Below are 23,520 nucleotides of genomic sequence, written 5' to 3'. Positions count from 1 at the left end.
CGGCCCAAATTCTTCCCGACGCTCCCATCACGCGTTCGACGGTTCGGAGTCGTCCTCGGCGAGGACCCCCGTGTCGTCAGAAGCGTCGTCGGAAGCGTCAGCCTCGGCAGGCGCATCGCCGAACACCTGGTCCGGGTCGTATTCGCCCTCGGCGAACTCGCCTTCCTCGAACTCTTCCGGCTCGGGCTGCGGCAGTTCCGAAGCATCGATCCAGCCGGCGGCGACGCGAGCCTGCAGGATCAGCAGTTCGGCCTCTTCCTGGGCCAGGTTGAAGCTTTCCAGCACGCCGGGGACCTTGACCCGTTCGCCGTTCTTCACTTCATAGCCGCCGCGGATTTCGTCGGTCGCCAGGTCGGCCAGATCCTCGACCGTCTTCACGCCGCCTTCGCCCAGGGCGACGGCGATGGGCAGGGTCACGCCCGGCACCTGAAGCACGCCGTCCTCGACGCCCAGCTCGACGCGCTTGGCGTCCAGCTCGGCGGCCTTCTTGTCCAGGAATTCGCGGGCGCGGGCCTGCAGTTCCTCGGCGGTCTCCTCGTCGAAGCCTTCGATCTCCGAGACTTCATAGGGATCGGCATAGGCCAGGTCTTCCACCGTGGCGAAGCCTTCGGTCACCAGCAGCTGGGCGATGACTTCGTCCACGTCCAGGGCTTCCTGGAACAGGCCGGTGCGCTCGGCGAACTCGCGCTGACGACGCTCAGAATCCTGGGCCTCGGTGATGATGTCGATCTGCCAGCCGGTCAGTTGCGAGGCCAGGCGCACGTTCTGGCCGCGACGGCCGATAGCCAGCGACAGCTGTTCGTCGGGCACGACCACTTCCACGCGGCCGGCTTCTTCGTCGAGCACGACCTTGGAGACTTCGGCGGGGGCCAGGGCGTTGACGATGAAGGTCGGCTCGTCCGGGTTCCACTGGATGATGTCGATCTTCTCGCCCTGCAGTTCGGCGACGACCGCCTGAACGCGCGAGCCGCGCATGCCGACGCAGGCGCCGACGGGGTCGATCGAGCTGTCGTTAGACAACACGGCCATCTTGGCGCGCGAGCCCGAGTCACGCGCCGCAGCGCGGATCTCGATCACGCCGTCGTACACTTCAGGCACTTCCTGGGCGAACAGCTTGGCCATGAAGCCCGGATGGGCGCGCGACAGCATGACCTGCGGGCCCTTGGCCTCGGGCCGGACGTCGTAGATGTAGGTGCGGATCCGGTCGCCGATGTTGAACACTTCGCGTGGGATGGACTGGTCGCGGCGCATGACGCCCTCGCCCCGGCCCAGATCGACGATGGTGTTGCCGTATTCGACGCGCTTGACCGTGCCGTTGACGATCTCGCCGACGCGATCCTTGAACTCTTCGTACTGGTTGGCGCGCTCGGCCTCGCGGACCTTACCGGTCACGACCTGGCGGGCCATCTGGGTCTGGACGCGGCCGAACTCGAACGGCGGCAGGGTCTCGACATATTCCTTGCCGACGACGGCTTCCGGATCACGCTTGGAGGCGTCAGTCAGGCGCACCATGGCGCTGTCGTTGAACTCTTCCAGCTCGTCTTCCGGCATCCAGTCGTCCTCGACGATGGTGACGTGACGGGTCAGGGACAGTTCGCCGGTCTTGTGGTCGATCTTGGCGCGGATGTCGTGATGGGCGCCGTAACGCGACTTGGCGCCTTTCTGGATGGCTTCTTCGATCGCCTCGATGACGACCTCGCGCTCGATGTTCTTCTCTTGCGCGACCGCATTGGCGATCTGCAGCAGTTCGAGGCGGTTGGCGGAAATACCGGTGACGGCCATCAGGCGTTGTCCTCAGAAGGGGTCGTGGTGTCGGTTGTCGTGTCTTCGGCTTCCCCTTCGGGCAGGCCGTCGTCTTCGGGTTCGCCGCGTGCGGCGCGAATGGCGGCGCCCCGTTTCATCAGGGCGTCGGTCAGGACCAGCTTGGCGTCGCTCAGCCAGTCGAAGGGGATCAGGGCGGTCTCTTCCTCGCCGTCCAGATCGATCAGGACGTTGCCGTCCTCATAGCCGGCCAGAACGCCCTTGAAGCGCTTGCGGCCCTCGATCATCCGGTCGGTCTCCAGACGCGCCTCCTCGCCCTCGAACAGGTCGAAGTCGATGGGACGGGTCAGGGGCCGGTCGATGCCGGGCGACGAGACTTCCAGCATATATTCGCCGGCGATGGGGTCGGCGGCGTCGAACACCTCGGACACCGCGCGGCTCAGCTTGGCGCACTGTTCGACCGAGATGTCGTGGTCGGACGGGCGCTCGGCCATGACCTGTAGGCGCTGGCGCTTGGAGCCGGTCATCAGGCGGACACGCACGACTTCCAGACCGAGCGACTCCGCGATGGGGTCAATCAGCTCCAGCAGTTGGCGATCCTGGGCGGTTCTTGCGCGCAAGCGACGAATATCCAAAACAAAAGCGGCGGTCCGTCCGGGCCGCCGCTTGGAACGACGCCGTTGGACGCCGGTCTAACGATGTGAGGGGCCATATAGGCTGTTCACGATCGCTTGTCAGCCCTCTTCGTCAGCTTCGGGCGAAGTCGGGGGTCAAATCAGCGCCAGCTGACCCAGATAATCCATCTTGCCCAGCGGCACGCCTTCCTTGCGCAGGATGGCGTAGGCGGTCGTGAGGTGGAAGTGGAAGTTGGGCAGGACGAAGCTGGTCAGATAGCCGGCGCCGTCGAAGTGCAGCTCGCGGTTCGGCGTCTTGACCACGATCGGCCGGGTCTCGGCGCCGACGAAGGCGGCGGGCTCCACGCTCTCGATGAAAGCCACGGTGCGGGCGATGCGGTCCTTCAGCTCGGCGAAGGTGTTCTCGGTGTCGGCCATCGACGGATTGTCCACGCCGCCGAGCCGCGCGACGGCGCCCTTGGCCGAGTCCGACGCCAGTTGAACCTGCGACGCCAGCGGCCGCATGTCCTCATGGAGCCGGGCTTGAATCAGGGCGGCTTCGTCGAACCCCTCCGCCGACGCCTTGTCCAGCCAGCCCGACAGATTGGTCAGGCCGCGCACGAAGATCGGCGAGGCGGCGTCGTAGATCGAAAAGGTCATCTTATGGCTCCGGTTGGAGCCTTAGCTGGGCGGCGCCTCGTCGAAGCGCCAGCCCTTTCAGACCGCACGGCTCAAAACTCTTCCCAGCCATCCTCGGCCGCCATCGCGGCGACCCTTGGCGCGGCGCCGCCTCGGCCGACCGTCTTCAGCGCGGCGGCGAGATGGGGCGAGCGCGCCGGCGGGGCGGCAGTCGAAGACGCCCTGCGTGGAGCAGGGGCTGGCGCGACGGTCGAGCCGACGCGGAACTGGGCGACCGAGGCCTGCAGGCTTTGCGCCTCCTGGGCCAGCGAGTGGCTGGCGGCGGTCGATTGCTCGACCATCGCAGCATTTTGCTGGGTGACCTGGTCCATCTGGTTCACGGCGGTGTTGACCTGGGCCAGGCCGACGGCCTGTTCCTGGGCCGAGGCGGCGATTTCGGACACCAAGCCATCGATCTCGGCGACCCGGTCAACGATCCGCTGCAGGGCCTCGCCGGTCTGACCGACCAGTTTCACCCCCGATCCGACCTGGGTGGTCGAGGTCGAGATCAGCGTCTTGATCTCTTTCGCCGCCTCGGCCGAACGCTGGGCCAGGGCGCGCACTTCGGAGGCGACCACGGCGAAACCGCGACCGGCCTCGCCTGCACGCGCGGCTTCGACGCCGGCGTTCAAGGCCAGCAGATTGGTCTGGAAGGCGATCTCGTCGATCACGCCGATGATCTGGCTGATTTGCGACGATGACCCTTCGATAGCCTGCATGGCCGACACCGCGTCGCGAACGATGACGCCCGAGGTCTCGGCGTCGCCCTTGGCGGCTTGAACGACATCGGAAGCCTGACTTGCGCCGGACGCCGTCTTGTTGACCGTGGCGGTAATTTCATCGAGCGCAGCGGCGGTTTCCTCCAGCCCTGCCGCCTGTTGCTCGGTCCGGCGCGACAGATCGTCGGCGGCCTGTGAAATCTCACCGGCGCCCGACCGGATGCCCGCGATATTGGCGACCACGACCGAGACGGCCTGCTGCAACTGGGCGATGGCGGCGTTGAAGTCGGTTTTCAGCTGGGCGGCCTTGGGCGCGAACTCGGCCTCGATCCGATAGGTCAGGTCGCCGTCGGCCATGGCCGACAGGCCCTGGCCCAGGGCGGTGATGGTGACGCGGTCCTCTTCGGCCTCGCGCGCCTTTTCGGCTTCGCGAGCGGCGCGTTCCTGTTCGCTCATCGAGCGTTGCGACAGGGCCTCGCCCTCCAGCCGGTCCTTTTCGATGGCGGCTTCGCGGAAGATGGCCAGGGCGGCGGCCATCTGGCCGATCTCGTCGCCGCGCGCCACGCCGGGAATTTCCGTGGTCTTGTCACCGTCGGCCAGGCCGCGCATGCGCCGACCCAGGGCCACCACCGGCCTGGACACCGAGCGTCCGATGAACCAGCCGGTCGCCCCGATCGCCAGCGCGACCGCCAGCGCCATGGCGCCCAGCGTCATGGCCGCCTTGCCGACGGCGGCGGCGATCTGATCGGTATAGACGCCCGAGCCGATGACCCAGCCCCAGGGGGCGAAGCCCTTCACATAGGAGATCTTCGGGGCCGCCTCTTCCTGGTTGGGCTTGGCCCATTGATAGTCGACGAAGCCTTCGCCCTTCTGCTGAACGACGCTGACGAACTCCTTGAACATCAGCACGCCGTCGGCGTCCTTGTTCTCGCTCAGATCCGTGCCGTTCAGGGCCGGCTTCATCGGGTGCATCACCATGGTGGGATGCATGTCGTTGATCCAGAAATAGTCGTCGTTTCCGTAGCGCATGGCGCCGACGGCGGCTTTGGCGGCGTCCTGGGCCTGGACACGGGAAAGGCGGCCCGCCTGTTCCTCAGCCTGATAGTGGGCGACGACGCTGTAGGCGATCTCGACGGAGGCCTTGGTGCGGTCGGCGATGTCGGCGCGCATGGCGGCGTCCAACCGCATCAACGACAGACCCGTGATGACCAGAAGCCCCGCCATGGTCACCAGAGCGAGCAGATTGATCCGCCCGCCGATCGTCAACGCCTTCATATGCCCCGTCCCCAAATCTCATCGTTTGGGACACTACTAACGAGGTTCGTTAAATATCCGCGAAAGGGCCGGGTGCGTAAGAGTACGCAAGCCCTGCGTCATTTCGTCCTTCGAAACTCCAGGAAGACCGGAACGGTGTCGCCCAGCTTCTTCTCCTCATAGCGGGTGACCACATGGTCCGCCGGAGGGACGAACCAGTCCTGATCCGCCGCCCCGATCCGTTTCAGCCCCGGCGTCCGTTCCAGCCGCTCCAGCGTCCATTCGGCATAGTCGCGCCAGTCGGTGACGAACCGCAGCGTGCCGCCCGGTTTCAGGATGCGGGCGAAGGCCTGGGCCGTCTCGTCCTGCAACAGGCGGCGCTTGTTGTGCCGGGCCTTATGCCAGGGGTCGGGGAAGAGGATCAGCACCCGGTCGACCGAGGCGTCCGGCAGGGCGTCGACCAGGTCTCGCGCGTCGTCGGCGTGGATGCGGACATTCTCCAACCCGCCCTCCTCCACATGACGCAAGGCCGAGGCGACCCCGTTCAGGAAGGGCTCGCAACCAATGACCAGGGCGTCCGGCCGCGTCGCCGCCTGGGCCGCCATGTGCTCACCGCCGCCGAAGCCGATCTCCAGCCAGACCTCGATGGCCTCGGGCATCATCGTCCTGGGGTCCAGCGGACCGGCCTTGGGATCGGGCACGGCGATTTGCGGCAGCAGGGTCTCCATCAGCGCCGCCTGGCGGGGCTTGATCGGGCGGGCCTTGATGCGGCCGAATGACCGCAGCGGGCGGTCGAGATGCGGGTTTTCGTCCTCGGGACGGTCGTCGGAGCTCATGATCCTGCCGTTAGCCGTCGCAGGGCGAGGCGTCCACAACAAGCGCGTCCAGAACGAACGTCGAAACCTTTTGACGGTCGCGACCGAACGCCCTTCTATGACGGCTGCAAGCGGCGTCGGGGCTGACGCATTCGCGGGGAGAGGGATTTCGATGATCGGACATCATCTGCGGGGCGTCAGCCTCGCGGCCATCACATGCGCTGTGCTGGGCCTGTCGGCCTGCGCCACCACCGGCCAAGGTACGGAAGAGACCGCCGCGAAACCGTCGAAGGACAAGACCCTGGCCGCGGGGCTGGATCCGGCGACCACGCTGAACCCCTATCCGTCCACCTATCAGCCCCTGCCGCGCGAGAATTTCGCCGTGATCGGCGCGACCGTCCTGACCGGCACGGACCGCAAGATCGAGAACGGCGTGGTCGTGGTCACGGACGGCAAGATCGCCGCCGTCGGCGACGCCTCCACCCCCGTTCCCGCCGGCTACCGCGTCATCGAGGCGCGCGGCCGTTATGTCACCCCCGGCGTCATCGACGTCCACAGCCACCTGGGCGTCTATCCGTCGCCCGGCGTGCAGGGCATGAGCGACGGCAACGAGGCCACCAGCCCGAACACCGCCCAGGTCTGGGCCGAACATTCGCTGTGGCCCCAGGATCCGGGCTTCAACACCGCCCGCGCCGGCGGCGTCACCACGCTTCACATCCTGCCCGGCTCGGCCAACCTGTTCGGCGGTCGCGGCGTGACGATCCGCAACACGCCCTCGATCACCATGCAGGGCATGAAGTTCCCGGACGCCCCCTATACGGTCAAGATGGCCTGCGGCGAGAACCCGTCGCGGGTCTATGGCGGCCGCAACCAGAGCCCGGCGACCGGCATGGGCAATATGGCCGGCTATCGCGCCGCCTTCATCGCCGCTCGCGACTACAAGGCCAAATGGGACAAGTGGCGTGAGGACGGCGAGGGCGCGGCCCCGACCCGCAACCTGCAGAACGAGACCCTGGTCGGGGTGCTGGACGGATCGATCCTGATCCAGAACCACTGCTACCGCGCTGACGAGATGGCCATGATGATCGATATGGCCAAGGAGTTCGGCTACCGGATCACCACCTTCCACCACGCCACCGAGGCCTACAAGCTGGCCCCGCAACTGGCGGCCAACGGCATCTGCGCCGCCGTCTGGACCGGCTGGTGGGGCTTCAAGATGGAGGCCCTGGACGCCATCGAGGAGAACGCCGCCCTGGTGGACGCGCCCCAGGGCTCGTGCGCCGTCATCCACTCCGACGACGCCGAACTGACCCAGCGCCTGAACCAGGAGGCCGCCGCCGCCCTGTCGGCCGGCCGTCGCGCCGGCCTGGACATCTCTGAGGAACACGCCATCGGCTGGATCACCTCCAACGCCGCCAAGGCCATCGGCATCGCCGACCAGACCGGCTCGCTGGAGGCCGGAAAGCGCGCCGACGTGGTGATCTGGAGCGCCGATCCCTTCTCGATCTACGCCCGCGCGGATCAGGTCTTCATCGACGGCGCCCTGACCTTCGACCGGACCAACCCCGCCTATCAGCCGACCAGCGACTTCGAGCTGGGCCAGCCGGGCTATGGCCTGACCGCCGCCAACGTCACGGAAGGAGCCCGCTGATGCGTCTGCCCCACATCCTCGCGGGCGCCGTCGCGGCCCTGTCTCTCGCCGCGCCTGCCCTGGCGCAGGACACGGTCGCCATCGTCGGCGGCCGCATCCTGACCGGAACCTCCGTCATCGAGAACGGCACGGTCGTCATTCGCGACGGCAAGATCGTTTCGGTCGGCTCAGGCAGCGCCCCGTCCGGAGCCCGCGTCATCGACGCGACCGGAAAGACGGTCGCCCCCGGCTTCGTCGCCGTCGATTCCGGTCTGGCCGGGACCGAGGTCGGCGCCGTCAGCGGCACCAACGAACTGCGCAACAGCGCCAACACCCTCAGCGCCGCCTTCGACATCTCCTACGGCCTGGACCCCTGGTCCTTCACCCTGCCGGTGGCGCGCCTGGGCGGTATCACCCGCGCCGTGGTCGTGCCCCAGCATCCCGGCTCGTCCGGCGGCCATGTCCATGAGGACGAGACGGCCGGCGCCGGCGACGGCGGCTATCAGACGCCGGGCCTGTTCGCAGGCCAGACGGCGATCATCAATCTGGGCCAGGGCGGCGACATCCTGGTCAAGCCGCGCGTGGCCATGGTCGCGCCGTTCGGCGAGGCCGGGGCCGACATCGCCGGCGGCGCGCGCGGGGCCCAGTTCGTCCTGTTCAAGGAGACGATGGCCGAGGTCCGCCTCTACGCCCGCAACAAGTCCGCCTATGAGCGGGCGGGCCTGCGCGACCTCAGCCTGTCGCGCGCGGATCTGGAGGCCCTGATCCCGGTCGCGAACGGCTCCATGCCCCTGATCGTCAGCGTCCACCGGGCGTCCGACATCCAGCAGGTGCTGCGTCTGGCGCGCGAGGAAGGGATCAAGCTGATCCTGGACGGCGCCGAAGAAGGCTGGCTGGTCGCCGGCGACATCGCCGCGGCGGGCGTGCCCGTCCTGCTGAACCCCATCTCCAATCTGCCCGCCGATTTCGAGATGCGGGCGGCGCGGATGGAGAATGCGGCGGCCCTGAATGCGGCCGGCGTCGTCATCGCCATCAAGGGCAATGAGGGCTCGACCCACCGCGCCCGCGAGGCCCGCTACAACGCCGGCAACGCCGTCTCGCACGGCCTGCCCTATGGCGCCGCCATCGCCGCCCTGACGGTCAATCCGGCCAGGATCTTCGGCATGGCCGGCCAGTTCGGCCAGATCGCGCCGGGCGCCGCCGCCGACGTGGTGGTCTGGTCCGGCGACCCGCTGGAGCCGCTCAGCCAGCCCTCGGCCATCTTCATCGACGGCGTCGAACAACCCCTGACCAGCCGCGCCCTGCTGCTGCGCGACCGCTACCGTCAGCAGACGCCGATGCCGCCGGCCTATCGCAACTGACGGCCTTCACGGTCTGAAGGGAAAAGGGCGGGGCCGCACGGTCCCGCCCTTTTTCATTTGCGCCGTCCGCGCTAGGTCACGCCCATGCCTACGGTCATCTACATCGACGCTGACGCCTGCCCGGTGAAGGAAGAGGTCTATCGCGTCGCCCGCCGCTATGGGCTGAAGACCTATGTGGTCTCCAACACCTGGATGCAGGTCGCGCGCGAGCCGCTGGTCGAACAGGTGGTGGTGGACGCCGGCCCCGACATCGCCGACGACTGGATCGCCGAGCGGGCGGGTGTGGGCGATGTGGTCATCACCGCCGACATTCCATTGGCGGACCGGTGTCTGAAGGCCGGCGCCCAGGCGCTGAAGTCCAACGGTCAGCCCTTCACCCCGGACTCGATCGGTTCGGCCCTGGCCGGGCGGATGGTGGGCGAGCATCTGCGGTCGATGGGCGTGGCCACGTCCGGCCCGCCGCCGTTTTCGGCCGCCGACCGGTCGCGCTTCCTCCAGGCCCTGGATCAGGCTGTGGTCAAGTCGCGCAAGGCGGCGACATGACCACCGTCATCCCCGAGGACGAGTTGGAATTTCACTTCTACCGCGCCGGCGGGCCGGGCGGCCAGAACGTCAACAAGGTCTCGACCGCCGTCCAGATGCGGTTCGACGTCAAGAACTCCCCCTCCCTGACCGAGCCGGTCAAGGCGCGGCTGATGAAACTGGCCGGCAGTCGGCTGACGCTGGAAGGGGTGATCCTGATCACCGCCGTCCGCCACCGCACCCAGGAACGCAACCGCGCCGACGCCATGGAACGGCTTCAGGCCATGGTGGACGAGGCCTCGATCCGACCCGTCTATCGCGTGCCGACCCGCCCGACCAAGGCGTCGAAGGAGCGGCGGCTGAAGGCCAAGACCACACGGTCCACGATCAAGTCCGGCAGAGGAAAACCCCGTCAGGACGACTGAGACGCAGGAACGTCTTTGCAGCCGCTATCGTTCAGCTTCCACAGCAACGGTTGAGCGAGGCGCGCATGCGGCGATTTCGGGCGATGACGATCGGGTTGATGCTGGCGACGGGCGGCCTCGGCGCTTGCGGCCAGTACGAAGTCCGAAAGAAGGAAAGCGCCGATCCCGGACCTCAGGCGCCGGCCCAGTCCGAACAGGACAAGGCCATCATCGCCGCCACGCCGCAGGTGTCGCTGTCCGAAAAGGACAGGCAGGAAATCCGGGGCGTCGCGCGCGGTTATCTGGACGAAGCCGCCAAGGAACTCGCCAAGGGCTTTTCGCCCGTCTCAGGCGTCGAGGACGTCGTCGTCGCCATGCAGCCCACCGAGGTTCATGCCTGGAAGCTGGATCTCAAGCGAACCGAGACCTATCGCATCATCGCCGAATGCGACTCGGAATGCTCGGATCTCGACATGGAACTGGTCGATCCCGCCGGCAAGATCGTCGAACGCGACACCCTGCCGGACTCGGCGCCCGTCATCAATATTCGCCCACCCGCCAACGGGGCCTACACCGCGCGCCTGGTCATGAAGACCTGCACGGTGGCGCCCTGCTATGCGGCGGCGCGTCTGTATCACCAGACCGGCCCCATCCCGGACGACGATGCGCCGCCCGCGACAGAGACCTGACGGATCAGCTTTCGGCTGGGCGGAACAGCAGGGCGGCGATCTTGTCGTCGGCGTCGAAGCCTATCAGCCATTCGGTGACCTGGTTGTCGAAGGTGACCTTGAACATCTGGGCCTCGCCTTCCTGCTTGACGTATTCGACGGTCTTGACCGCGCCAAAGCCCTTGATCAGCGGGATGACCTGGGCCTCCTGCTGGCGGATCTGGGTTCCCAGATTGGTCGTGAAGTCCGAATAGTCGAACCCGGTCCCCTGGGCCGCAGCGATCACGGCGCGCAACGCCTCCTCCGACCGGGCGATGTCGGGCGCCTGGGCCGCAGCCGTAGGCGCGGGTGCAGCAGGAGCGGGACGCGCCTGAGTGGTCGCCGACTGCGCGGGCCGATCGAAGGCGTTGGGCACGGCGCCGGCTGCGGCCTGGGCGAAGGCGGGAACGGGCGCCAGCAGAAAGGCTGCCGCCAGGGCGGTCTTCATAAGGGTCGGCTTCATAGCGAAAGCTCCGGTCAGGACAGATAGGGCCAGAGCGAGAGGCCCAAGGCCGTCAGAGCCGCGAGAACCGCGACCGTGACTGAAGCCGTCAGCCAAGCCGGAGTTCCCGACTTTTCGATGACCACCGCCGCCGGACGCGGCGGCTCCTGCACCAGACGCGAGATGGCGCGGGCCGCCGCGATCATCTCGTTCAGGGCGTCGCGGGCCTGGGCCTGGGGCCCCAGCTCGCGGCGGATCCAGCGCTCGACCACCGGCTGGGCGGCCTTCCACAGGTCGTGGTCCGGCTGAAGCCGACGCGCCACCCCCTCGACCGAGACCATGGTCTTTTGCAGCAGGATCAGCTCGGGCCTCAGACGCATGTCGAACAGGGCGGTGATCTCGAACAGCTGGCCCAGCAGCCGGCCCATCGACACCTGGCTGGCGGCGCGGCCGATCACCGGCTCGCCCACGGCGCGCAGGGCCTGGGCGAAGGTCTCGACCGAATGGTGGGCGGGCACATAGCCGGCCTCGAAATGGACCCGGGCGATCCGGTCATAGTCGCGGCTGATGAAGCCCCACAGGATCTCGGCCAGATAGCGCCGCTCGGCCGGCCCCAGCCGTCCGACGATGCCGAAATCGATGGCCGTCAGATGGGCGGGCGCGCTGGCGAACAGATTGCCCTCGTGCAGGTCGGCGTGAAACACCCCATGGTCCAGGGCCTGGACCAGAAAGGCGCGCACCACATTGTCGGCCAGCAGATCGGTGTCGAGGCCCGGCAGGTCCGCCAGGGCCGGATCGGTCATGGGCACGCCCTGCGCCCATTCCAGGGTCAGCACCCGCTTGCCCACCCCGTCCCAGATGACGGCCGGGGCGGACATATAGCCGTCCTTGGCCATGACATCGGCCATTTCGCTGGCGGCGGCGGCTTCCAGCCGCATGTCCAGCTCCAGATCCATGGAGTTGGCGATGGTCTCGACGAAGGCCTGGGGCTCCAGCCGGCGCGACAGGGGAACCAGCCGATACACCAGGGCGGCGCCCAGCCGCATGGCGTCCAGGCCGTCGGCGACCCGGCGCTCGACCCCTGGCCGCAGCACCTTGACCGCCACCGCCCGACCGTCGGCCAGGGTCGCCCGGTGCGCCTGGGCCAGGGAGGCGGCAGCGACCGGCGGGCTGAGATCGGTGAACAGGCTCTCGACCGATCGGCCCAGCGACTTCTCGATCTCGCGCCGCGCCTCCTCCAGCGGAAAGGGCGGCAAGGCGTCCTTCAACCGGCCCAGGTCGCGCGCGAACTGCAGGCCGAAAATGTCGGCGCGGGTGGCCAGCACCTGGCCCAGTTTGATCGCCACCGGCCCCAGATGTTCGAACGCCTTGCCCAGCCTCTGACCCGGCCGGCCCTGACGGCCGTCGCGGCCGGACAGCATCTGCACGGCGCGGGCGAAGGGCCGGGCCCAGACGGGCAGCAGGGGATTGGCCTCGCGCGGGATCAACGCATCATGACGCGCCAACACCCACAGCCAGCCCAGCAGGCGCAGAAAGGCCGCGACCGGGTTCTGCACCGCCACAGTGGCGGGCGGCGGCGGGGCCGTGCGATAAATCCGGCTGGTCAGATCGCCCACCCGTGGTGGATGGCGGCGATCCCGCCCGACAGATTGGTCACCGAAACGCGTTTGAACCCGGCGTCTTCGATCAATCCTTTGAAGGCCGCCTGGTCGGGAAAGCGGCGGATGCTTTCGACCAGATACTGATAGCTCTCACGATCCTTGGCGACCCAGCCGCCGATGCGCGGAATGGCGTGGAAGGACCAGGCGTCATAGACCTTGCGGATCGGGCTGGTCGTCGGACGCGAGAACTCCAGGCACAGGAACCGCCCGCCCGGTTTCAGCACGCGCCGCGCTTCCGACAGGGCCTTGTCGATATGGGCCACGTTGCGGATGCCGAAGCTGATCGAATAGGCGTCGACCGAGGCGTCCGGCAGGGGCAGGTTCATCGCGTCCCCGACCGACCAGATCATCTCGGGCTCGCCGCCCTTGTGGACCCCGGCCAGGATCATCTCGGCGTTATAATCCAGCACGATCACATTGGCGTCTTCGCCGCCGCGCCGTTCCTGGGCCGCGCGCGCCATCTTGGAATAGCGTCGCGCCATGTCGCCGGTGCCGCCAGCCACATCCAGTATGGTCTCGCCCGGACGGGGGTTCAGCTTGGCGGCGGCCATGTCCTTCCAGATGCGGTGGACGCCCACGCTCATCAGGTCGTTCATCACGTCGTAGCTGGAGGCGACGGAATCGAAGACGCCGCGCACCATCTTTACCTTTTCGCGCGCGTCCACGTCGCGGAAGCCGAAGGAGGAACGGTCGCCCGACGAATGCGGGCCGTGAGAGGAGGCGTCGGTCATGGTCACCGTCTAACGCGTCGCCGCGCCGCCGTCACCCGATCACACGCCGGATCAGGCGGCTTCCGGCTGCGGCAATTTCAGATCCTTCGTCACTTCACGCATCAGGCCGTAACAGCCGCACGACGCCTTCTCCAGGCCGTCGCGGTCCAGCACCTTGACCCAGCCGCGTCCGCGCTGGATCAGGTTCTTGCCCTCCAGCACCGTCCCGACCTCGGACACGGTGGCGCGGCGCACGCCCAGCATGCCGGCGATATCGGCCTGGGTCAGATCGATGCGGTCGTCCTCGGCCCGGTCGTGCAGCATCAGCAGCCAGCGCGCCAGCCGCTCGTCCAGCCGGTGCTGGGCGTTGCAGGCGGCGACCTGCTGGACCTGGGCCATCAGCCCCTCTGTAAAGCGCGACAGGGCCAGGCGCAGGCTCTCGCTTTCGTCCAGCGCCTCGCCGAACACCTCAGCTGAGCAGTAGGCGGCGACGCCGTCACGTTGCGAGATCGCCCGGCTGGCGGCGCGGGCGTTGAACGGCCCGCAAGTGACGCCGATCAGACCTTCACGGCCGATGGCGGCGGTCTCTACCATCTTGTCGTCGGGGAGGATGGTCATCAGCGACACCACCCCCTTGATCGGAAACCAGACGTGGTTGACCGCCTCGCCGGCGTCATAGAGCATCTGGCCGCGCGCGATCTCGCCCTGCTTCAGATGAGGTTCGATCCGCTTGCGGTCGGCCGCGTCCAGCGCGGCGATCCAGAGATTGTCCATCCTAACCCCGCTGACGATCGGAAGATGCCCGAAGGCGGCGTCTCCACAGGATCTGAAACGCGAAAGCTTGACCATGAGTTCCGAGAGCGGCCTCGCCGCTTGCCGCGATCCGTCGGGCGCCTTACGCCGGATGAAAAGAGGAAACGCGATGACCGACACTCGTCTTGACGTAGCGGAAACGCTTAAGGATTTTCCGGCCTGGCGCGCTCATGACGGCGACCGTCCGGCCATCGCACGGACGCTGAAGTTCGCCGACTTCAACGCCGCCTTCGGCTTCATGACCCGCGTCGCCCTGATGGCCGACAAGATGGACCACCACCCCGAATGGTCCAACGTCTATGACCGGGTCGAAGTACTTCTGACTACCCACGACGCCGACGGCGTAACCGACAAGGACGTGACCCTGGCGCGCTTTATCGACAAGGCCGCCACCGACATGGGCGTGAAGCCGTGAGCGCCCCCCGCCCCGGCCGCGTCGCAGGAAAGACCGTCCTGATCACCGGCGCGGCCGGCGGATTGGGCGAAGCCATGGCCTTGATGCTGGCCCGCGAAGGCGCCCGCGTCGCCGTCACCGACATCGATGGCGATCGCGCCGCCGCCCTGACCCGCCGCATCAATGAAGAGCATCCCGGCGCCGCCTTCGCCTATGCCCATGATGTCGCCAGCGAAGCCGACTGGGAGCGGGTCGTGACCGCCGCCGTCGCCGACCTGGGCGGTCTTTCGGTGCTGGTCAACAACGCCGGCGTCGGCGGGCCCCTGGCCTTCGTCGAACAGGACACGGTCGACAACTGGCAGCGCCAGTACGAGATCAATCTCCGTTCGATCATGCTGGGCGCCAAACACGCCATGCCGCACCTGCGCGCCGCAGCTCCCGCCTCGATCATCAACATCTCGTCCATCGCCGGCCTGGTCGCCGCCCCCGGCATGGGCGCCTATAACGCCACCAAGGCCGCCGTCTGGATGTACACCAAGACCCTGGCGCTGGAAGCGGCCAAGGCGGACTGGAACGTGCGCTGCAACTCGGTCCACCCCGTCTTCATCAAGACCCCGATCCTGGATCCCTTCATCGCCATGGCCGGCGGCGACGAGGACAAGGCCCACGAACGCCTGGCGCGCGGCATCCCGCTGAAGCGGATCGGCGAGCCGGACGACGTCGCCTGGTGCGTCCTGTATCTAGCGTCGGACGAATCCAAGTTCGTCACAGGCTCGGAGTTCAAGATCGACGGCGGCATGACGGCGCAATAAGGGCGACGGCGCCCTGCTGCATTCTTTTGGGGCCTATCGCGCTTCGCGCTGCTTGAGGCCGTTGGCCTTCCTTGGCGGTGATTGAGGGGGGCCATCCGGTCGTCATCCGCGCATTCGGGATTGAGGCCGCGCGCGCCTTGCTGTAATCGGCCACTTCCGGCGTCACGCCGCATGCGCACCCGTAGCTCAGCTGGATAGAGTACTGCCCTCCGAAGGCAGGGGTCACAGGTTCGAATCCTGTCGGGTGCGCCACTTCTTTTTCATGACCGCATCGCAAGCCAGTCGCTCACCGAGACGACGATTGGCGCGCCAGAACTGTTTCGCCTGCGTCACAGGCGAGCGGCGATCAAGGAGCGTTCGCCTGCGGCCTATTGACCTCTCGTGATGTTATCTCATAACACAGCGACTTCACTCCCCCGAAGGTCACTGTCATGCGTCCCTCCTCCGTTTCGCGTTCGCTTCTTCTCGCGGCCGTCGGTTCCACCGTCCTGGCGGGCGCCGCCGCAGCCCAGTCGACGAACACCACCCCGGCCGAGCTTGACGACATCGTCGTCACCGGCGCGCCCTATGGCATTAGCCAGCGGGCCTTGGTCATCGCGACGGACGTGGTTGACGAACAGACCCTGGCCACCGGGCCGGCCGCGTCGCTGGGCGACCTGCTGAACGGCCGGCCCGGCATCCGCTCCACCGATTTCGCGCCGGGCGCCAGCCGTCCCGTCATTCGCGGGCTGAGCGGACCGCGCGTTCAGGTTCTGACCAACGGCATCGGCCTGATCGACGCCAGCTCGGTATCGCCCGACCACGCGGTCGCGACCGATCCGGCAGAAGCCAACCGCATCGAGATCATTCGCGGCCCCGCCACCCTGGTCTATGGCGGATCGGCCATCGGCGGCGTGGTCAATGTGCTGGACAACCGCATCCCGACCGAAATCCCCGAGGGCGGCCTCTCAGGCGTCGTCTCGACCCAGGCCTCCAGCGTCGATGACGGCCGCAGCGCCTTTGGCCGCGTCACGGTCGGCAGCGGCCATTTCGCCTTCAACGTCGATGGGGTGAAGCGCAAGACCGACGACTACGACATTCCGGCCCCGGCCATTTCCGCCAGGCTCGCCGCCGCCGAAGGCATCGCGCGCGGCGACGGCGGCAGCCAGCCCAACAGCTATAGCGACCTGGAGGCCTGGGGCGTCGGCGGATCCTACATCGGAGACAAGGGCTTTGCCGGCCTGTCCTACAAGAACACCGACAACGAATACGGCACGGTCGCGGAAGAGTCCGTCTTCATCAAACTGAACCAGAAGCGCTGGGACGCGCGCGGCGAATACCGGTTCGACGCCGGCCCCTTCGCCGCCCTGCGCGGCTCCTACGGTCACGCCGACTACACCCACACCGAGTTCGAGGCCGTGGGCGAGCCCGGCACCATCTTCAACTCGGACGGCTGGGAAGGCCGTGCCGACCTAGTTCAGCGCGAGCGCAACGGCTGGAACGGCGCCGTCGGCGTTCAAACCCTGTCGCGCAACTTCGAGGCCATTGGCGAGGAAGCCTTCGTCCCGACCGTCAAGATCGACGAACTGGGGATCTACACGGTCCAGCGACTGGACCGTGGCAACCACGGCTTCGAGGGCGGCCTGCGCTATGACCGGCGCGAACTGAGCGCCACGCCTATCGGCGGGACCAGCGAGGTGAACCGCGAGTTCGACAACTGGTCGGCCTCTGCCGCCGCCTTCATCCGCCCGGCGACCGGTCTGTTCCTGGGTCTCAGCCTGGCCCACAACGAACGCGCGCCCAGCGAGGTCGAACTGTTCGCCGACGGCGTCCACATCGCCACGGCGGCCTATGAGACCGGCGACCTGAATCTCGACTCCGAAAAGGTCACGACGCTGGAGGGCACCGCCCACTATGATCGCGGCCGCTTCACCGGCGATCTGCACGTCTATCACTCGTGGTACGACGGCTTCATCGACGAGCGACCGACAGGTGAGGAGTTCCTCTTCGAGGAGGAGAACGAGACCTTCCCCGTCTATCACTTCGTCCAGACCGACGCGAAATTCTACGGCTTCGAGCTGGAGGGCGCCTATGCCCTGTGGCAGGACGGCGATCGCAAACTGTCGCTGGAAGGCGCCGCCGACTATGTCCGCGCCCAGACGGACTTCGGACCAGCCGCACGGATCCCGCCCTATTCCGTCACCGGCCGTCTGGCCTGGACCTCGACCAAGTTCGATGTCAGCGGCGAGGTTCGTCACGTCGGCGAACAGGACCGCGTCGCCAACGCCTTCGAACTGCCGACCGACGACTACACCCTGGTCAACGCCTCCTTGGCGGTCCGTCCCTTCGCCCAGCAGAACGTCACCCTGTTCGCCGAGGCGCGGAACCTGACCGACGAGGAAGCGCGCGAACACGTCTCGTTCCTCAAGGACATCGCCCCGCTTCCCGGCCGTAATCTGCGCGTCGGCGTCGCCTACCGCTTCTGATCGTAAGGCTGGGCTCCGGTGGGCGGCTCTGCCCGTCCACCGGGCTTTTCGAACATTCAGGCGATTTCGACGATACGGCCGCGCCGCATCCTTCGCCAAAGCCAGACACCGGCCAACAGCACGGCCGCAACGGCGACGACCACCCTCAGATGAATACGACCAGATGAATGTGGACGGGCAGGCGTCCGAAGGGGTGCTCAATCCCCGCCCCAAACGCAAATCCCAGACCGAGGACGGTCACCGTCCAGATCAGCGCGCCGGCCAAGTTTACGAGCGCGAAACGCATCGTCGAAATTTTCTTCATTCTCAAACTGAGCGCCAACCCGACCGGGCATCGCTCAAGTCCGCGGATCACGTGGGCGTATGCCGGGCCTCTGCTCGCGCGCTGCACCCATCTCGAGGAGGCGGAGGCTGAACGCGGGTTAAGGCACGTCACAAAGATCGGGCGTCCCATAACCAATGCAACACCTTCAAATGTTGATCTTGAACCTAGCGCGCGAGGTTGGATCGCACGACCGCTCAATCCACTCACGGTTCCGCGCGCTCACCTTATTCTTGAGACTCAGCAGACTTTCCGACGACTGGTGCGTTGTGGGCTCCATGACCCAAAGAGAACCGCGAAAGACGCCCATCGGCTACGAAGACGGGCCGGACAAGCCAACCAAGGGCGCATTTCGCCTGATCGCGCTGGCGATCGGGGTCGCCGCCGTGGTGTGCGTGGGGCTCATAGCCATCGTGGTCATGCGTAATGGCGGCATCTAAGTCCGTCGTCTTCCGACTAAGCTTAGGCGACCTCCCTGCCCTGATCGCGCTACGTGAGAAAAAGCCTGTCGGGATCGGAGCGCTCGGACGCGTTCGATCACCCCGCTCGGTCGGCGTTAGATAGGTCGCCAGGAACGGGGCATCGATCAGCAGGCGTTCGGCGCCAAGCCAGTATTTGCGGTGGGCGGATTGGTCATGAACATCTCGCGATAAACGCGACCTTTGTCGCGTGCGTTGGAGGATCGTTTTCGGGCGGGAGCGACGGCGAACGCTAGTCCCGCTCCTCGTCCAACGGCTGGTGGGTGAAGCCTTTAACGCCGCTCATGGGCTTGGCGTCGCGGCCGATTTCGACGTCGCTTTCGGCATAGGCGATCAGCAGGCGCGACAGGTCCTCCAGCGCGCTTTCGTGGATGCGTTCATAGCCGTGGCTGGCGTCGATGCCGAAGGTGACAAGCGCCGTGCGGATGTCGGCGCCCGCCTCCAGCGCAGAGGCCGAGTCCGAGCGATAGTAGCGGAACACGTCCTTCTGGTGCGGGATATCGTGATCGCGGGCCAGCTGGACCAGTTTGCGCGACAGGTGCCAGTCGAACGGCCCCGTCTGGTCGGCCATGGCGATGGTGACGCCGAACTCGGACGAGTTCTGGCCCGGCGCGGTCGTGCCGTTGTCCACCGTGACCATGGCGGCCACGTCCGGGATCAGCACGGACGAGGCGCCCAGGCCGACTTCCTCGGCGATGGTGAACAGCCACCAGGTGTCGACCGTCGGCGTGCGGTCCTCGCGGATCATGCATTCCAGCGCCGCCAACAGGGTGGCGACGCCCGCCTTGTCGTCCAAATGGCGCGAGACGATGAAGCCAGTGTCCATGAACTCGGGCTGGGGGTCGATGGCGACGATGTCGCCGACGTCCACGCCGAGGGCCAGGGTGTCGTCGCGGCCGTGGGTCACGGCGTCGATGCGCAGCTCGACCTGGCGCCAGTTCACCGGCTGAGTGTCCACCTCCTCGTTGAAGGTGTGGCCCGACGCCTTCAGCGGCAGGATGGTCCCGCGATAGGCGCCGCCTTCGGAAAAGATCGTCGCCCGCGCGCCCTCGGCGAAGCGCGAGGACCAGTGACCGATAGCGACCAGCTCCAGCCGGCCGTTGTCCTTGACCTGTTTGACCTGAGCGCCCAGGGTATCGACGTGGGCGACGATGGCGCGCGCGGGCTTGGGGGTCTTGCCCGGCAGCCGCGCACGGATGGCGCCACGTCGGGTCATTTCATAGTCGAGACCCAGGCGATCCAGCTCGCGGCACAGCAGCCAGACGGCTTCATCCGTATAGCCGGTCGGGCTGGGCGTGTTCAGCAAGTCGGCGAGACGGGCCTTCAGGTAGTCAAGGTCTATTGCGGGGCGGGCCAAGGGGCCTCCTTCAGGCTTCGGATCGGGGGGCCGTCCGCGCAGAGATCGGCGCGGACAGGGGAAACAGCAGGTCAACGAAACGCTCGGCCGTCGGCTGGGGTTCGTGATTGGCCAGGCCGGGGCGTTCATTGGCCTCGATGAAGGCGTAGTCAGGCTCGCGCGGCGACTTCACCATCAGGTCGATGCCGGTGACCGGAATGTCGATGGCGCGGGCGGCGGCGATGGCGGCGCGGATCAGGGTCGGATGCACCTCTTCTGTCACATCGTGGATGGTGCCGCCCAGGTGCAGGTTGGCGGCCTTGCGCACCAGGACCTCGGCCCCCTCAGGCGCCACGTCGTCGAGACCATAACCCGCCTCGGCCAGGGTGCGTTCGGTCTCGCCGTCGATGGGGATGGTGGATTCCCCGCCGGTGGCGGCGGCGCGACGGCGGCTCTGGTGTTCGATCAGGGCGCGCAGGGTCGAGCGTCCGTCGCCGATGACGCGCGGCGGACGACGCAGAGCGCAGGCGACGACCTTGTAGTCGATCACCACCAGACGCAGGTCTTCGCCCTGGACCTGTTCCTCGATCAGAACCTCGGAACAGATGCGACGCGCGCGTGTCAGGGCCGTCTGGACTTCGTTCATCGTCGTCAGGCCGACGGCGACCCCCTGCCCCTGTTCACCGCGCGCGGGCTTGACCACCAGGGCGCCGAATTTGGCCAACCCGGCGTCTATGGCCGAGGGGTTTTCGGGGTCGACCCGCTCGGGCACGCGCACCCCGGCCGCCTCGACGATGCGGCGCGTCATGCGCTTGTCGTCGCAGATGCTGAGCGCCACCGCAGAGGTTAGCTCCGACAGGCTTTCGCGACACCGCACCGACCGACCGCCCCAGTTCAGGCGGAACAGCCCGCCCTCGGCGTCGATGATCTCGGCATGGATGCCGCGCCGACGCGCCTCATCGACGATGATCCGGGCATAGGGGTTCAGGTCATGATCGTCGGTCGGGCCGACGAACAGGGCCTCGTTGATCGGGTTCTTGCGCTTGACCCCGAAGAAGGAGACGCGGCGAAAACCCAGCTTCTCATACAGAGCGATGGCCTGTTCGTTGTCGTGCATGACCGACAGGTCCATGTGCGCCAGGCCTTGCGTCTTGAAGTGCTCGGCCAGACGTCGGACCAGAGCCTCGCCGACGCCGGGCTGGGTCGCCTGGGGATCGACCGCCAGACACCAGAGAGACGAGCCGCACTCGGGATCCTGGAACGCGCGGGCGTGGTTGACGCCCGTCACGGTGCCGATGACCAAGCCGGTCGCCGTATCCTCGGCGACGAAATAGGTGATGGTCCGGTCGTCGCGGTGGGACCAGAAGAAGTCGGGCGGAACCGGCACCATCTTGCGTTTGGTGTAGATGTCGTTGACCGCCTGGGCGTCCATCTCCGACGTCAGGCGACGGACGGTGAAGCCCCTCGGCTGGCGGCGGCTGGGGCGATAGGTGGCCAGTTCCAGACGGAAGGTGTGCGACGGATCCAGGAACAGCTCCTGCGGCGCCGAGGCCAGCAGGACATGCGGATTGCGGACATAGAAGGCGATGTCGCGCCGGTCCGGCCCCTCGGCGCGCAGGGCCTCAACCAGAGGCTCGGCCGTCTCGAAGGTCTGGGCGAACAGCAGCCGCCCCCAGCCGCAATCCAGCACGGCGTCGGGCGCAGGTCCATCGCCGGACTGGACCGGGGGCTTCAGGCCTTCGTGGCGCAGGCGTTTGAGCCGGTGAGCCTTTGACCGCTCGGGGCGGATGTCAGACGCCATGCTGCTGCATCCACATTTCGAGGACCGCGACCTGCCACAGCTCCGACCCGCGCAAGGGCGTGATGTGCTCGGTCGGATCAGCGAACAGGGTGTCCAGATAGGCGGGCTCGAACAGGCCGCGGTCGCGCGCCGCCTGATTGGTCAGGGCCTCGCGCACCATCTCCAGATATGGCCCCTGGATGTATTTCAGCGCAGGCACAGGGAAATAGCCCTTCTTGCGGTCGATCACCTCGGACGGGATCACAAGGCGGGCGGCCTCCTTCAGCACGCCCTTGCCGCCCTGAGACAGCTTGTGCTCGGGCGGGATGCGCCCCGCCAGCTCGACCAGCTCGTGGTCGAGGAAGGGGACGCGCGCCTCCAGACCCCAGGCCATCGTCATGTTATCGACCCGCTTCACCGGATCGTCGACCAGCATCACTTGGCTGTCCAGACGCAGAGCCTGATCGACCGGCGTCGCCGCGCGACCTTGGGCGAAATGAGCCTCGACCAGGGCGCGGCTGACGTCGGTGTCGGCCATATAGGCGCCGTTCAGCTGGGTCTTCAGCGTGGCGTGGCTGCGGTCGAAGAAGGCCTTGGCGTAGGTCTCGACCGGGTCGGTCGCGCCCAGCATCGGCGGATACCAGTGATAGCCGGCGAACACCTCGTCGGCGCCCTGGCCCGACTGCACCACCTTGATGTGTTTCGATACTTCCTGGCTCAGCAGATAGAAGCCGACGTTGTCGTAGGAGACCATCGGCTCCGACATGGCGCCGATGGTGCCCGGCAGGGCCTCCATCAGGCGCTGGTGCGGCACGAATATCTGGTGGTGCTTGGTGCCGTAGTGTTTGGCGATCAGGTCGGAGTAGACGAACTCGTCGCCCTTCTCGCCATTGGCTTCTTCGAAGCCGACCGAGAAGGTCATCAGATCCTTCTGTCCCAGTTCCGCCAGCAGTCCGACGATCAGACTGGAGTCCACTCCGCCCGACAGCAGGACGCCGACCGGCACGTCCGCGACCATCCTGCGCTTCACCGCATCGCGCAGACTGTCCAGCACCCGGTCGCGCCAGTCCTCTGCCGTCAGGGACGCGTCCTCGGCATGGCGGGTCATGTCGGGCTGCCAGTAGAGGCGGTCCTTGGCCGTTCCGTCCGCCTCGATCACGCGAATGGTCGCCGGCGGAAACTTCTTCACGCCCTTCAGGATGGTGTGCGGCGGCGGCACCACGGCGTGGAAGGTCATGTAATTGTGCAGGCCGACCGGATCGATGGTCTTGTCCACATCGCCCGCCGCCAGCAGGGCCGGCAGGGTCGAGGCGAAACGCAGGCGCTTGCCCTGTTCGGCCAGATACAGCGGCTTGATGCCGAACCGGTCGCGGGCGATGACTGTACGGCCGGTGTCGCGTTCATGCAGGACGAAGGCGAACATGCCCTTGAACCGCTCGACGCAGGCCTCGCCCCAGGCCTTCCAGGCCTTGATGATGACCTCGGTGTCGCCGTGCGAGAAGAAGCGGAACCCCATTCCCCGCAGCTCTTCGCGGAGCTCGGGATAGTTGTAGATGCAGCCGTTGAACGCCAAGGTCACGCCCAGGTCGGCGTCAACCATCGGCTGCTGCGCCTTTTCCGACAGATCGATGATCTTCAGGCGTCGGTGACCCAGCCCCACCGGGCCGCGCATCACGATGCCGGACCCGTCCGGTCCACGGGGCGAGAGCGCATCGGTCATGCGTTGAACGGCGCCCGCGTCGGCCGGTCGTCCGTCGAAATTGATCTCGCCGCTAAGACCGCACATGGGTCCTCCTTGAATTGTGGAAGCAGCGCGTACAAATGGTTCGGACACGAAAGAG

General features: G+C 67.0%; 22 protein-coding genes and 1 tRNA gene. 10 read left to right on the top strand and 13 right to left on the bottom strand.

From position 1 onward, the window contains the following. Positions 1-27 precede the first annotated feature (27 nt). From nusA to trmB, 5 genes are all read right to left on the bottom strand, one after another. Positions 28-1,782: a transcription termination factor NusA gene (gene nusA / locus EGY25_RS07435; protein WP_135194380.1), complete on the bottom strand. Its 1,755-nt coding sequence runs from the start codon at positions 1,780-1,782 to the stop codon at positions 28-30. Then, positions 1,782-2,381 (bottom strand): ribosome maturation factor RimP, encoded by a 600-nt coding sequence (rimP, locus tag EGY25_RS07430; RefSeq protein WP_135194379.1) that lies wholly within the window; start codon positions 2,379-2,381, stop codon positions 1,782-1,784. Before rimP ends, nusA begins: the two co-directional genes overlap by 1 nt. Before the next feature lie 150 nt (positions 2,382-2,531). Next, positions 2,532-3,035: a DUF1993 domain-containing protein gene (locus EGY25_RS07425; protein WP_135194378.1), complete on the bottom strand. Its 504-nt coding sequence runs from the start codon at positions 3,033-3,035 to the stop codon at positions 2,532-2,534. A 71-nt stretch (positions 3,036-3,106) separates the two neighbouring features. Then, a complete protein-coding gene (locus EGY25_RS07420; RefSeq protein ID WP_135194377.1) occupies positions 3,107-5,047 on the bottom strand; it encodes a methyl-accepting chemotaxis protein in 1,941 nt (646 codons plus the stop codon). A 98-nt stretch (positions 5,048-5,145) separates the two neighbouring features. Continuing rightward, complete coding sequence (trmB, locus tag EGY25_RS07415) at positions 5,146-5,862, bottom strand: tRNA (guanosine(46)-N7)-methyltransferase TrmB (protein WP_135194376.1); 717 nt, start codon at positions 5,860-5,862, stop codon at positions 5,146-5,148. 151 nt (positions 5,863-6,013) lie between these two features. Between trmB and EGY25_RS07410 the strand changes: the two genes are divergently transcribed. The 5 genes from EGY25_RS07410 (at position 6,014) to EGY25_RS07390 (ending at position 10,447) form a co-directional block, all read left to right on the top strand. Next, positions 6,014-7,492: an amidohydrolase gene (locus EGY25_RS07410; protein ID WP_135194375.1), complete on the top strand. Its 1,479-nt coding sequence runs from the start codon at positions 6,014-6,016 to the stop codon at positions 7,490-7,492. Next, a complete protein-coding gene (locus EGY25_RS07405; protein WP_135194374.1) occupies positions 7,492-8,832 on the top strand; it encodes an amidohydrolase family protein in 1,341 nt (446 codons plus the stop codon). The genes EGY25_RS07410 and EGY25_RS07405 overlap by 1 nt, the downstream gene beginning before the upstream one ends. A gap of 84 nt (positions 8,833-8,916) precedes the next feature. Next, complete coding sequence (locus tag EGY25_RS07400) at positions 8,917-9,375, top strand: YaiI/YqxD family protein (RefSeq protein ID WP_135194373.1); 459 nt, start codon at positions 8,917-8,919, stop codon at positions 9,373-9,375. After that, complete coding sequence (gene arfB / locus EGY25_RS07395; RefSeq protein WP_135194372.1) at positions 9,372-9,779, top strand: alternative ribosome rescue aminoacyl-tRNA hydrolase ArfB; 408 nt, start codon at positions 9,372-9,374, stop codon at positions 9,777-9,779. The genes EGY25_RS07400 and arfB overlap by 4 nt, the downstream gene beginning before the upstream one ends. 83 nt (positions 9,780-9,862) lie before the next feature. Continuing rightward, a complete protein-coding gene (locus EGY25_RS07390; protein WP_135194371.1) occupies positions 9,863-10,447 on the top strand; it encodes a hypothetical protein in 585 nt (194 codons plus the stop codon). 4 nt (positions 10,448-10,451) lie between these two features. On the opposite strand, the gene EGY25_RS07385 is transcribed toward EGY25_RS07390, so the two are convergent. From EGY25_RS07385 to EGY25_RS07370, 4 genes are read right to left on the bottom strand one after another with little or no spacing between them, the layout of a single operon-like run. Further along, a complete protein-coding gene (locus EGY25_RS07385; protein ID WP_135194370.1) occupies positions 10,452-10,928 on the bottom strand; it encodes a hypothetical protein in 477 nt (158 codons plus the stop codon). Positions 10,929-10,942: 14 nt separating this feature from the next. Beyond that, positions 10,943-12,523: a 2-polyprenylphenol 6-hydroxylase gene (gene ubiB, locus EGY25_RS07380; protein WP_135194369.1), complete on the bottom strand. Its 1,581-nt coding sequence runs from the start codon at positions 12,521-12,523 to the stop codon at positions 10,943-10,945. After that, positions 12,511-13,299 carry a class I SAM-dependent methyltransferase gene (locus tag EGY25_RS07375; RefSeq protein WP_135194368.1) on the bottom strand — a complete coding sequence of 263 codons (789 nt, stop codon included), beginning with the start codon at positions 13,297-13,299 and terminating at the stop codon, positions 12,511-12,513. The genes ubiB and EGY25_RS07375 overlap by 13 nt, the downstream gene beginning before the upstream one ends. Positions 13,300-13,350: 51 nt before the next feature. Next, positions 13,351-14,052, bottom strand: a complete 702-nt coding sequence (locus EGY25_RS07370) for a Crp/Fnr family transcriptional regulator (RefSeq protein WP_135194367.1) — start codon at positions 14,050-14,052, stop codon at positions 13,351-13,353. A gap of 148 nt (positions 14,053-14,200) precedes the next feature. Between EGY25_RS07370 and EGY25_RS07365 the strand changes: the two genes are divergently transcribed. The 4 genes from EGY25_RS07365 to EGY25_RS07350 all read left to right on the top strand — a co-directional run bounded on the left by EGY25_RS07365 (position 14,201) and on the right by EGY25_RS07350 (position 17,762). Further along, on the top strand, positions 14,201-14,506 hold the full coding sequence (locus tag EGY25_RS07365) for a 4a-hydroxytetrahydrobiopterin dehydratase (RefSeq protein ID WP_135194366.1): 306 nt from the start codon (positions 14,201-14,203) through the stop codon (positions 14,504-14,506). Then, complete coding sequence (locus tag EGY25_RS07360; protein ID WP_135194365.1) at positions 14,503-15,297, top strand: SDR family oxidoreductase; 795 nt, start codon at positions 14,503-14,505, stop codon at positions 15,295-15,297. Before EGY25_RS07365 ends, EGY25_RS07360 begins: the two co-directional genes overlap by 4 nt. Before the next feature lie 175 nt (positions 15,298-15,472). After that, positions 15,473-15,549 (top strand) — tRNA-Arg (locus tag EGY25_RS07355). A 179-nt stretch (positions 15,550-15,728) separates the two neighbouring features. Next, complete coding sequence (locus tag EGY25_RS07350; RefSeq protein ID WP_135194364.1) at positions 15,729-17,762, top strand: TonB-dependent receptor; 2,034 nt, start codon at positions 15,729-15,731, stop codon at positions 17,760-17,762. A gap of 145 nt (positions 17,763-17,907) precedes the next feature. Here the strand turns inward: EGY25_RS07350 and EGY25_RS16510 are convergent, their stop codons facing one another. Then, positions 17,908-18,048 carry a hypothetical protein gene (locus EGY25_RS16510; protein WP_167762510.1) on the bottom strand — a complete coding sequence of 47 codons (141 nt, stop codon included), beginning with the start codon at positions 18,046-18,048 and terminating at the stop codon, positions 17,908-17,910. Positions 18,049-18,362: 314 nt separating this feature from the next. Here EGY25_RS16510 and EGY25_RS16505 point away from each other — a divergent pair, with 314 nt between their 5' ends. Continuing rightward, positions 18,363-18,524 (top strand): hypothetical protein, encoded by a 162-nt coding sequence (locus EGY25_RS16505; protein ID WP_167762509.1) that lies wholly within the window; start codon positions 18,363-18,365, stop codon positions 18,522-18,524. Between the two features lie 271 nt (positions 18,525-18,795). On the opposite strand, the gene EGY25_RS07345 is transcribed toward EGY25_RS16505, so the two are convergent. The 3 genes from EGY25_RS07345 to EGY25_RS07335 are packed head-to-tail and all read right to left on the bottom strand — an operon-like array spanning position 18,796 to position 23,465. Further along, complete coding sequence (locus tag EGY25_RS07345) at positions 18,796-19,920, bottom strand: osmoprotectant NAGGN system M42 family peptidase (RefSeq protein ID WP_135194363.1); 1,125 nt, start codon at positions 19,918-19,920, stop codon at positions 18,796-18,798. Between the two features lie 10 nt (positions 19,921-19,930). Continuing rightward, positions 19,931-21,700, bottom strand: coding sequence for an N-acetylglutaminylglutamine synthetase (gene ngg / locus EGY25_RS07340; RefSeq protein WP_135194362.1), 1,770 nt, complete (start codon positions 21,698-21,700; stop codon positions 19,931-19,933). Beyond that, complete coding sequence (locus EGY25_RS07335; protein ID WP_135194201.1) at positions 21,690-23,465, bottom strand: N-acetylglutaminylglutamine amidotransferase; 1,776 nt, start codon at positions 23,463-23,465, stop codon at positions 21,690-21,692. The genes ngg and EGY25_RS07335 overlap by 11 nt, the downstream gene beginning before the upstream one ends. Between the last annotated feature and the right edge of the window lie 55 nt (positions 23,466-23,520).

It is taken from the genome of Brevundimonas intermedia, from assembly GCF_004614235.1.
Lineage (GTDB): Bacteria > Pseudomonadota > Alphaproteobacteria > Caulobacterales > Caulobacteraceae > Brevundimonas > Brevundimonas intermedia_A.
Note: the sequence above shows the minus strand (reverse complement) of the source record. Positions and strands in the feature narration are given on the sequence as shown.

Coding starts and splice junctions, on each gene's coding strand:
- EGY25_RS07405 (WP_135194374.1), top strand. CDS start 7,492: ATGCGTCTGCCCCACATCCTCGCGGGCGCCGTCGCGGCCCTGTCTCTC.
- arfB (WP_135194372.1), top strand. CDS start 9,372: ATGACCACCGTCATCCCCGAGGACGAGTTGGAATTTCACTTCTACCGC.
- EGY25_RS07420 (WP_135194377.1), bottom strand. CDS start 5,047: ATGAAGGCGTTGACGATCGGCGGGCGGATCAATCTGCTCGCTCTGGTG.
- EGY25_RS07425 (WP_135194378.1), bottom strand. CDS start 3,035: ATGACCTTTTCGATCTACGACGCCGCCTCGCCGATCTTCGTGCGCGGC.
- trmB (WP_135194376.1), bottom strand. CDS start 5,862: ATGAGCTCCGACGACCGTCCCGAGGACGAAAACCCGCATCTCGACCGC.
- EGY25_RS07400 (WP_135194373.1), top strand. CDS start 8,917: ATGCCTACGGTCATCTACATCGACGCTGACGCCTGCCCGGTGAAGGAA.
- ngg (WP_135194362.1), bottom strand. CDS start 21,700: ATGGCGTCTGACATCCGCCCCGAGCGGTCAAAGGCTCACCGGCTCAAA.
- EGY25_RS07335 (WP_135194201.1), bottom strand. CDS start 23,465: ATGTGCGGTCTTAGCGGCGAGATCAATTTCGACGGACGACCGGCCGAC.
- EGY25_RS07385 (WP_135194370.1), bottom strand. CDS start 10,928: ATGAAGCCGACCCTTATGAAGACCGCCCTGGCGGCAGCCTTTCTGCTG.
- EGY25_RS07350 (WP_135194364.1), top strand. CDS start 15,729: ATGCGTCCCTCCTCCGTTTCGCGTTCGCTTCTTCTCGCGGCCGTCGGT.
- EGY25_RS07410 (WP_135194375.1), top strand. CDS start 6,014: ATGATCGGACATCATCTGCGGGGCGTCAGCCTCGCGGCCATCACATGC.
- EGY25_RS07375 (WP_135194368.1), bottom strand. CDS start 13,299: ATGACCGACGCCTCCTCTCACGGCCCGCATTCGTCGGGCGACCGTTCC.
- EGY25_RS07365 (WP_135194366.1), top strand. CDS start 14,201: ATGACCGACACTCGTCTTGACGTAGCGGAAACGCTTAAGGATTTTCCG.
- EGY25_RS16510 (WP_167762510.1), bottom strand. CDS start 18,048: ATGCGTTTCGCGCTCGTAAACTTGGCCGGCGCGCTGATCTGGACGGTG.
- nusA (WP_135194380.1), bottom strand. CDS start 1,782: ATGGCCGTCACCGGTATTTCCGCCAACCGCCTCGAACTGCTGCAGATC.
- EGY25_RS07390 (WP_135194371.1), top strand. CDS start 9,863: ATGACGATCGGGTTGATGCTGGCGACGGGCGGCCTCGGCGCTTGCGGC.
- EGY25_RS16505 (WP_167762509.1), top strand. CDS start 18,363: ATGACCCAAAGAGAACCGCGAAAGACGCCCATCGGCTACGAAGACGGG.
- EGY25_RS07370 (WP_135194367.1), bottom strand. CDS start 14,052: ATGGACAATCTCTGGATCGCCGCGCTGGACGCGGCCGACCGCAAGCGG.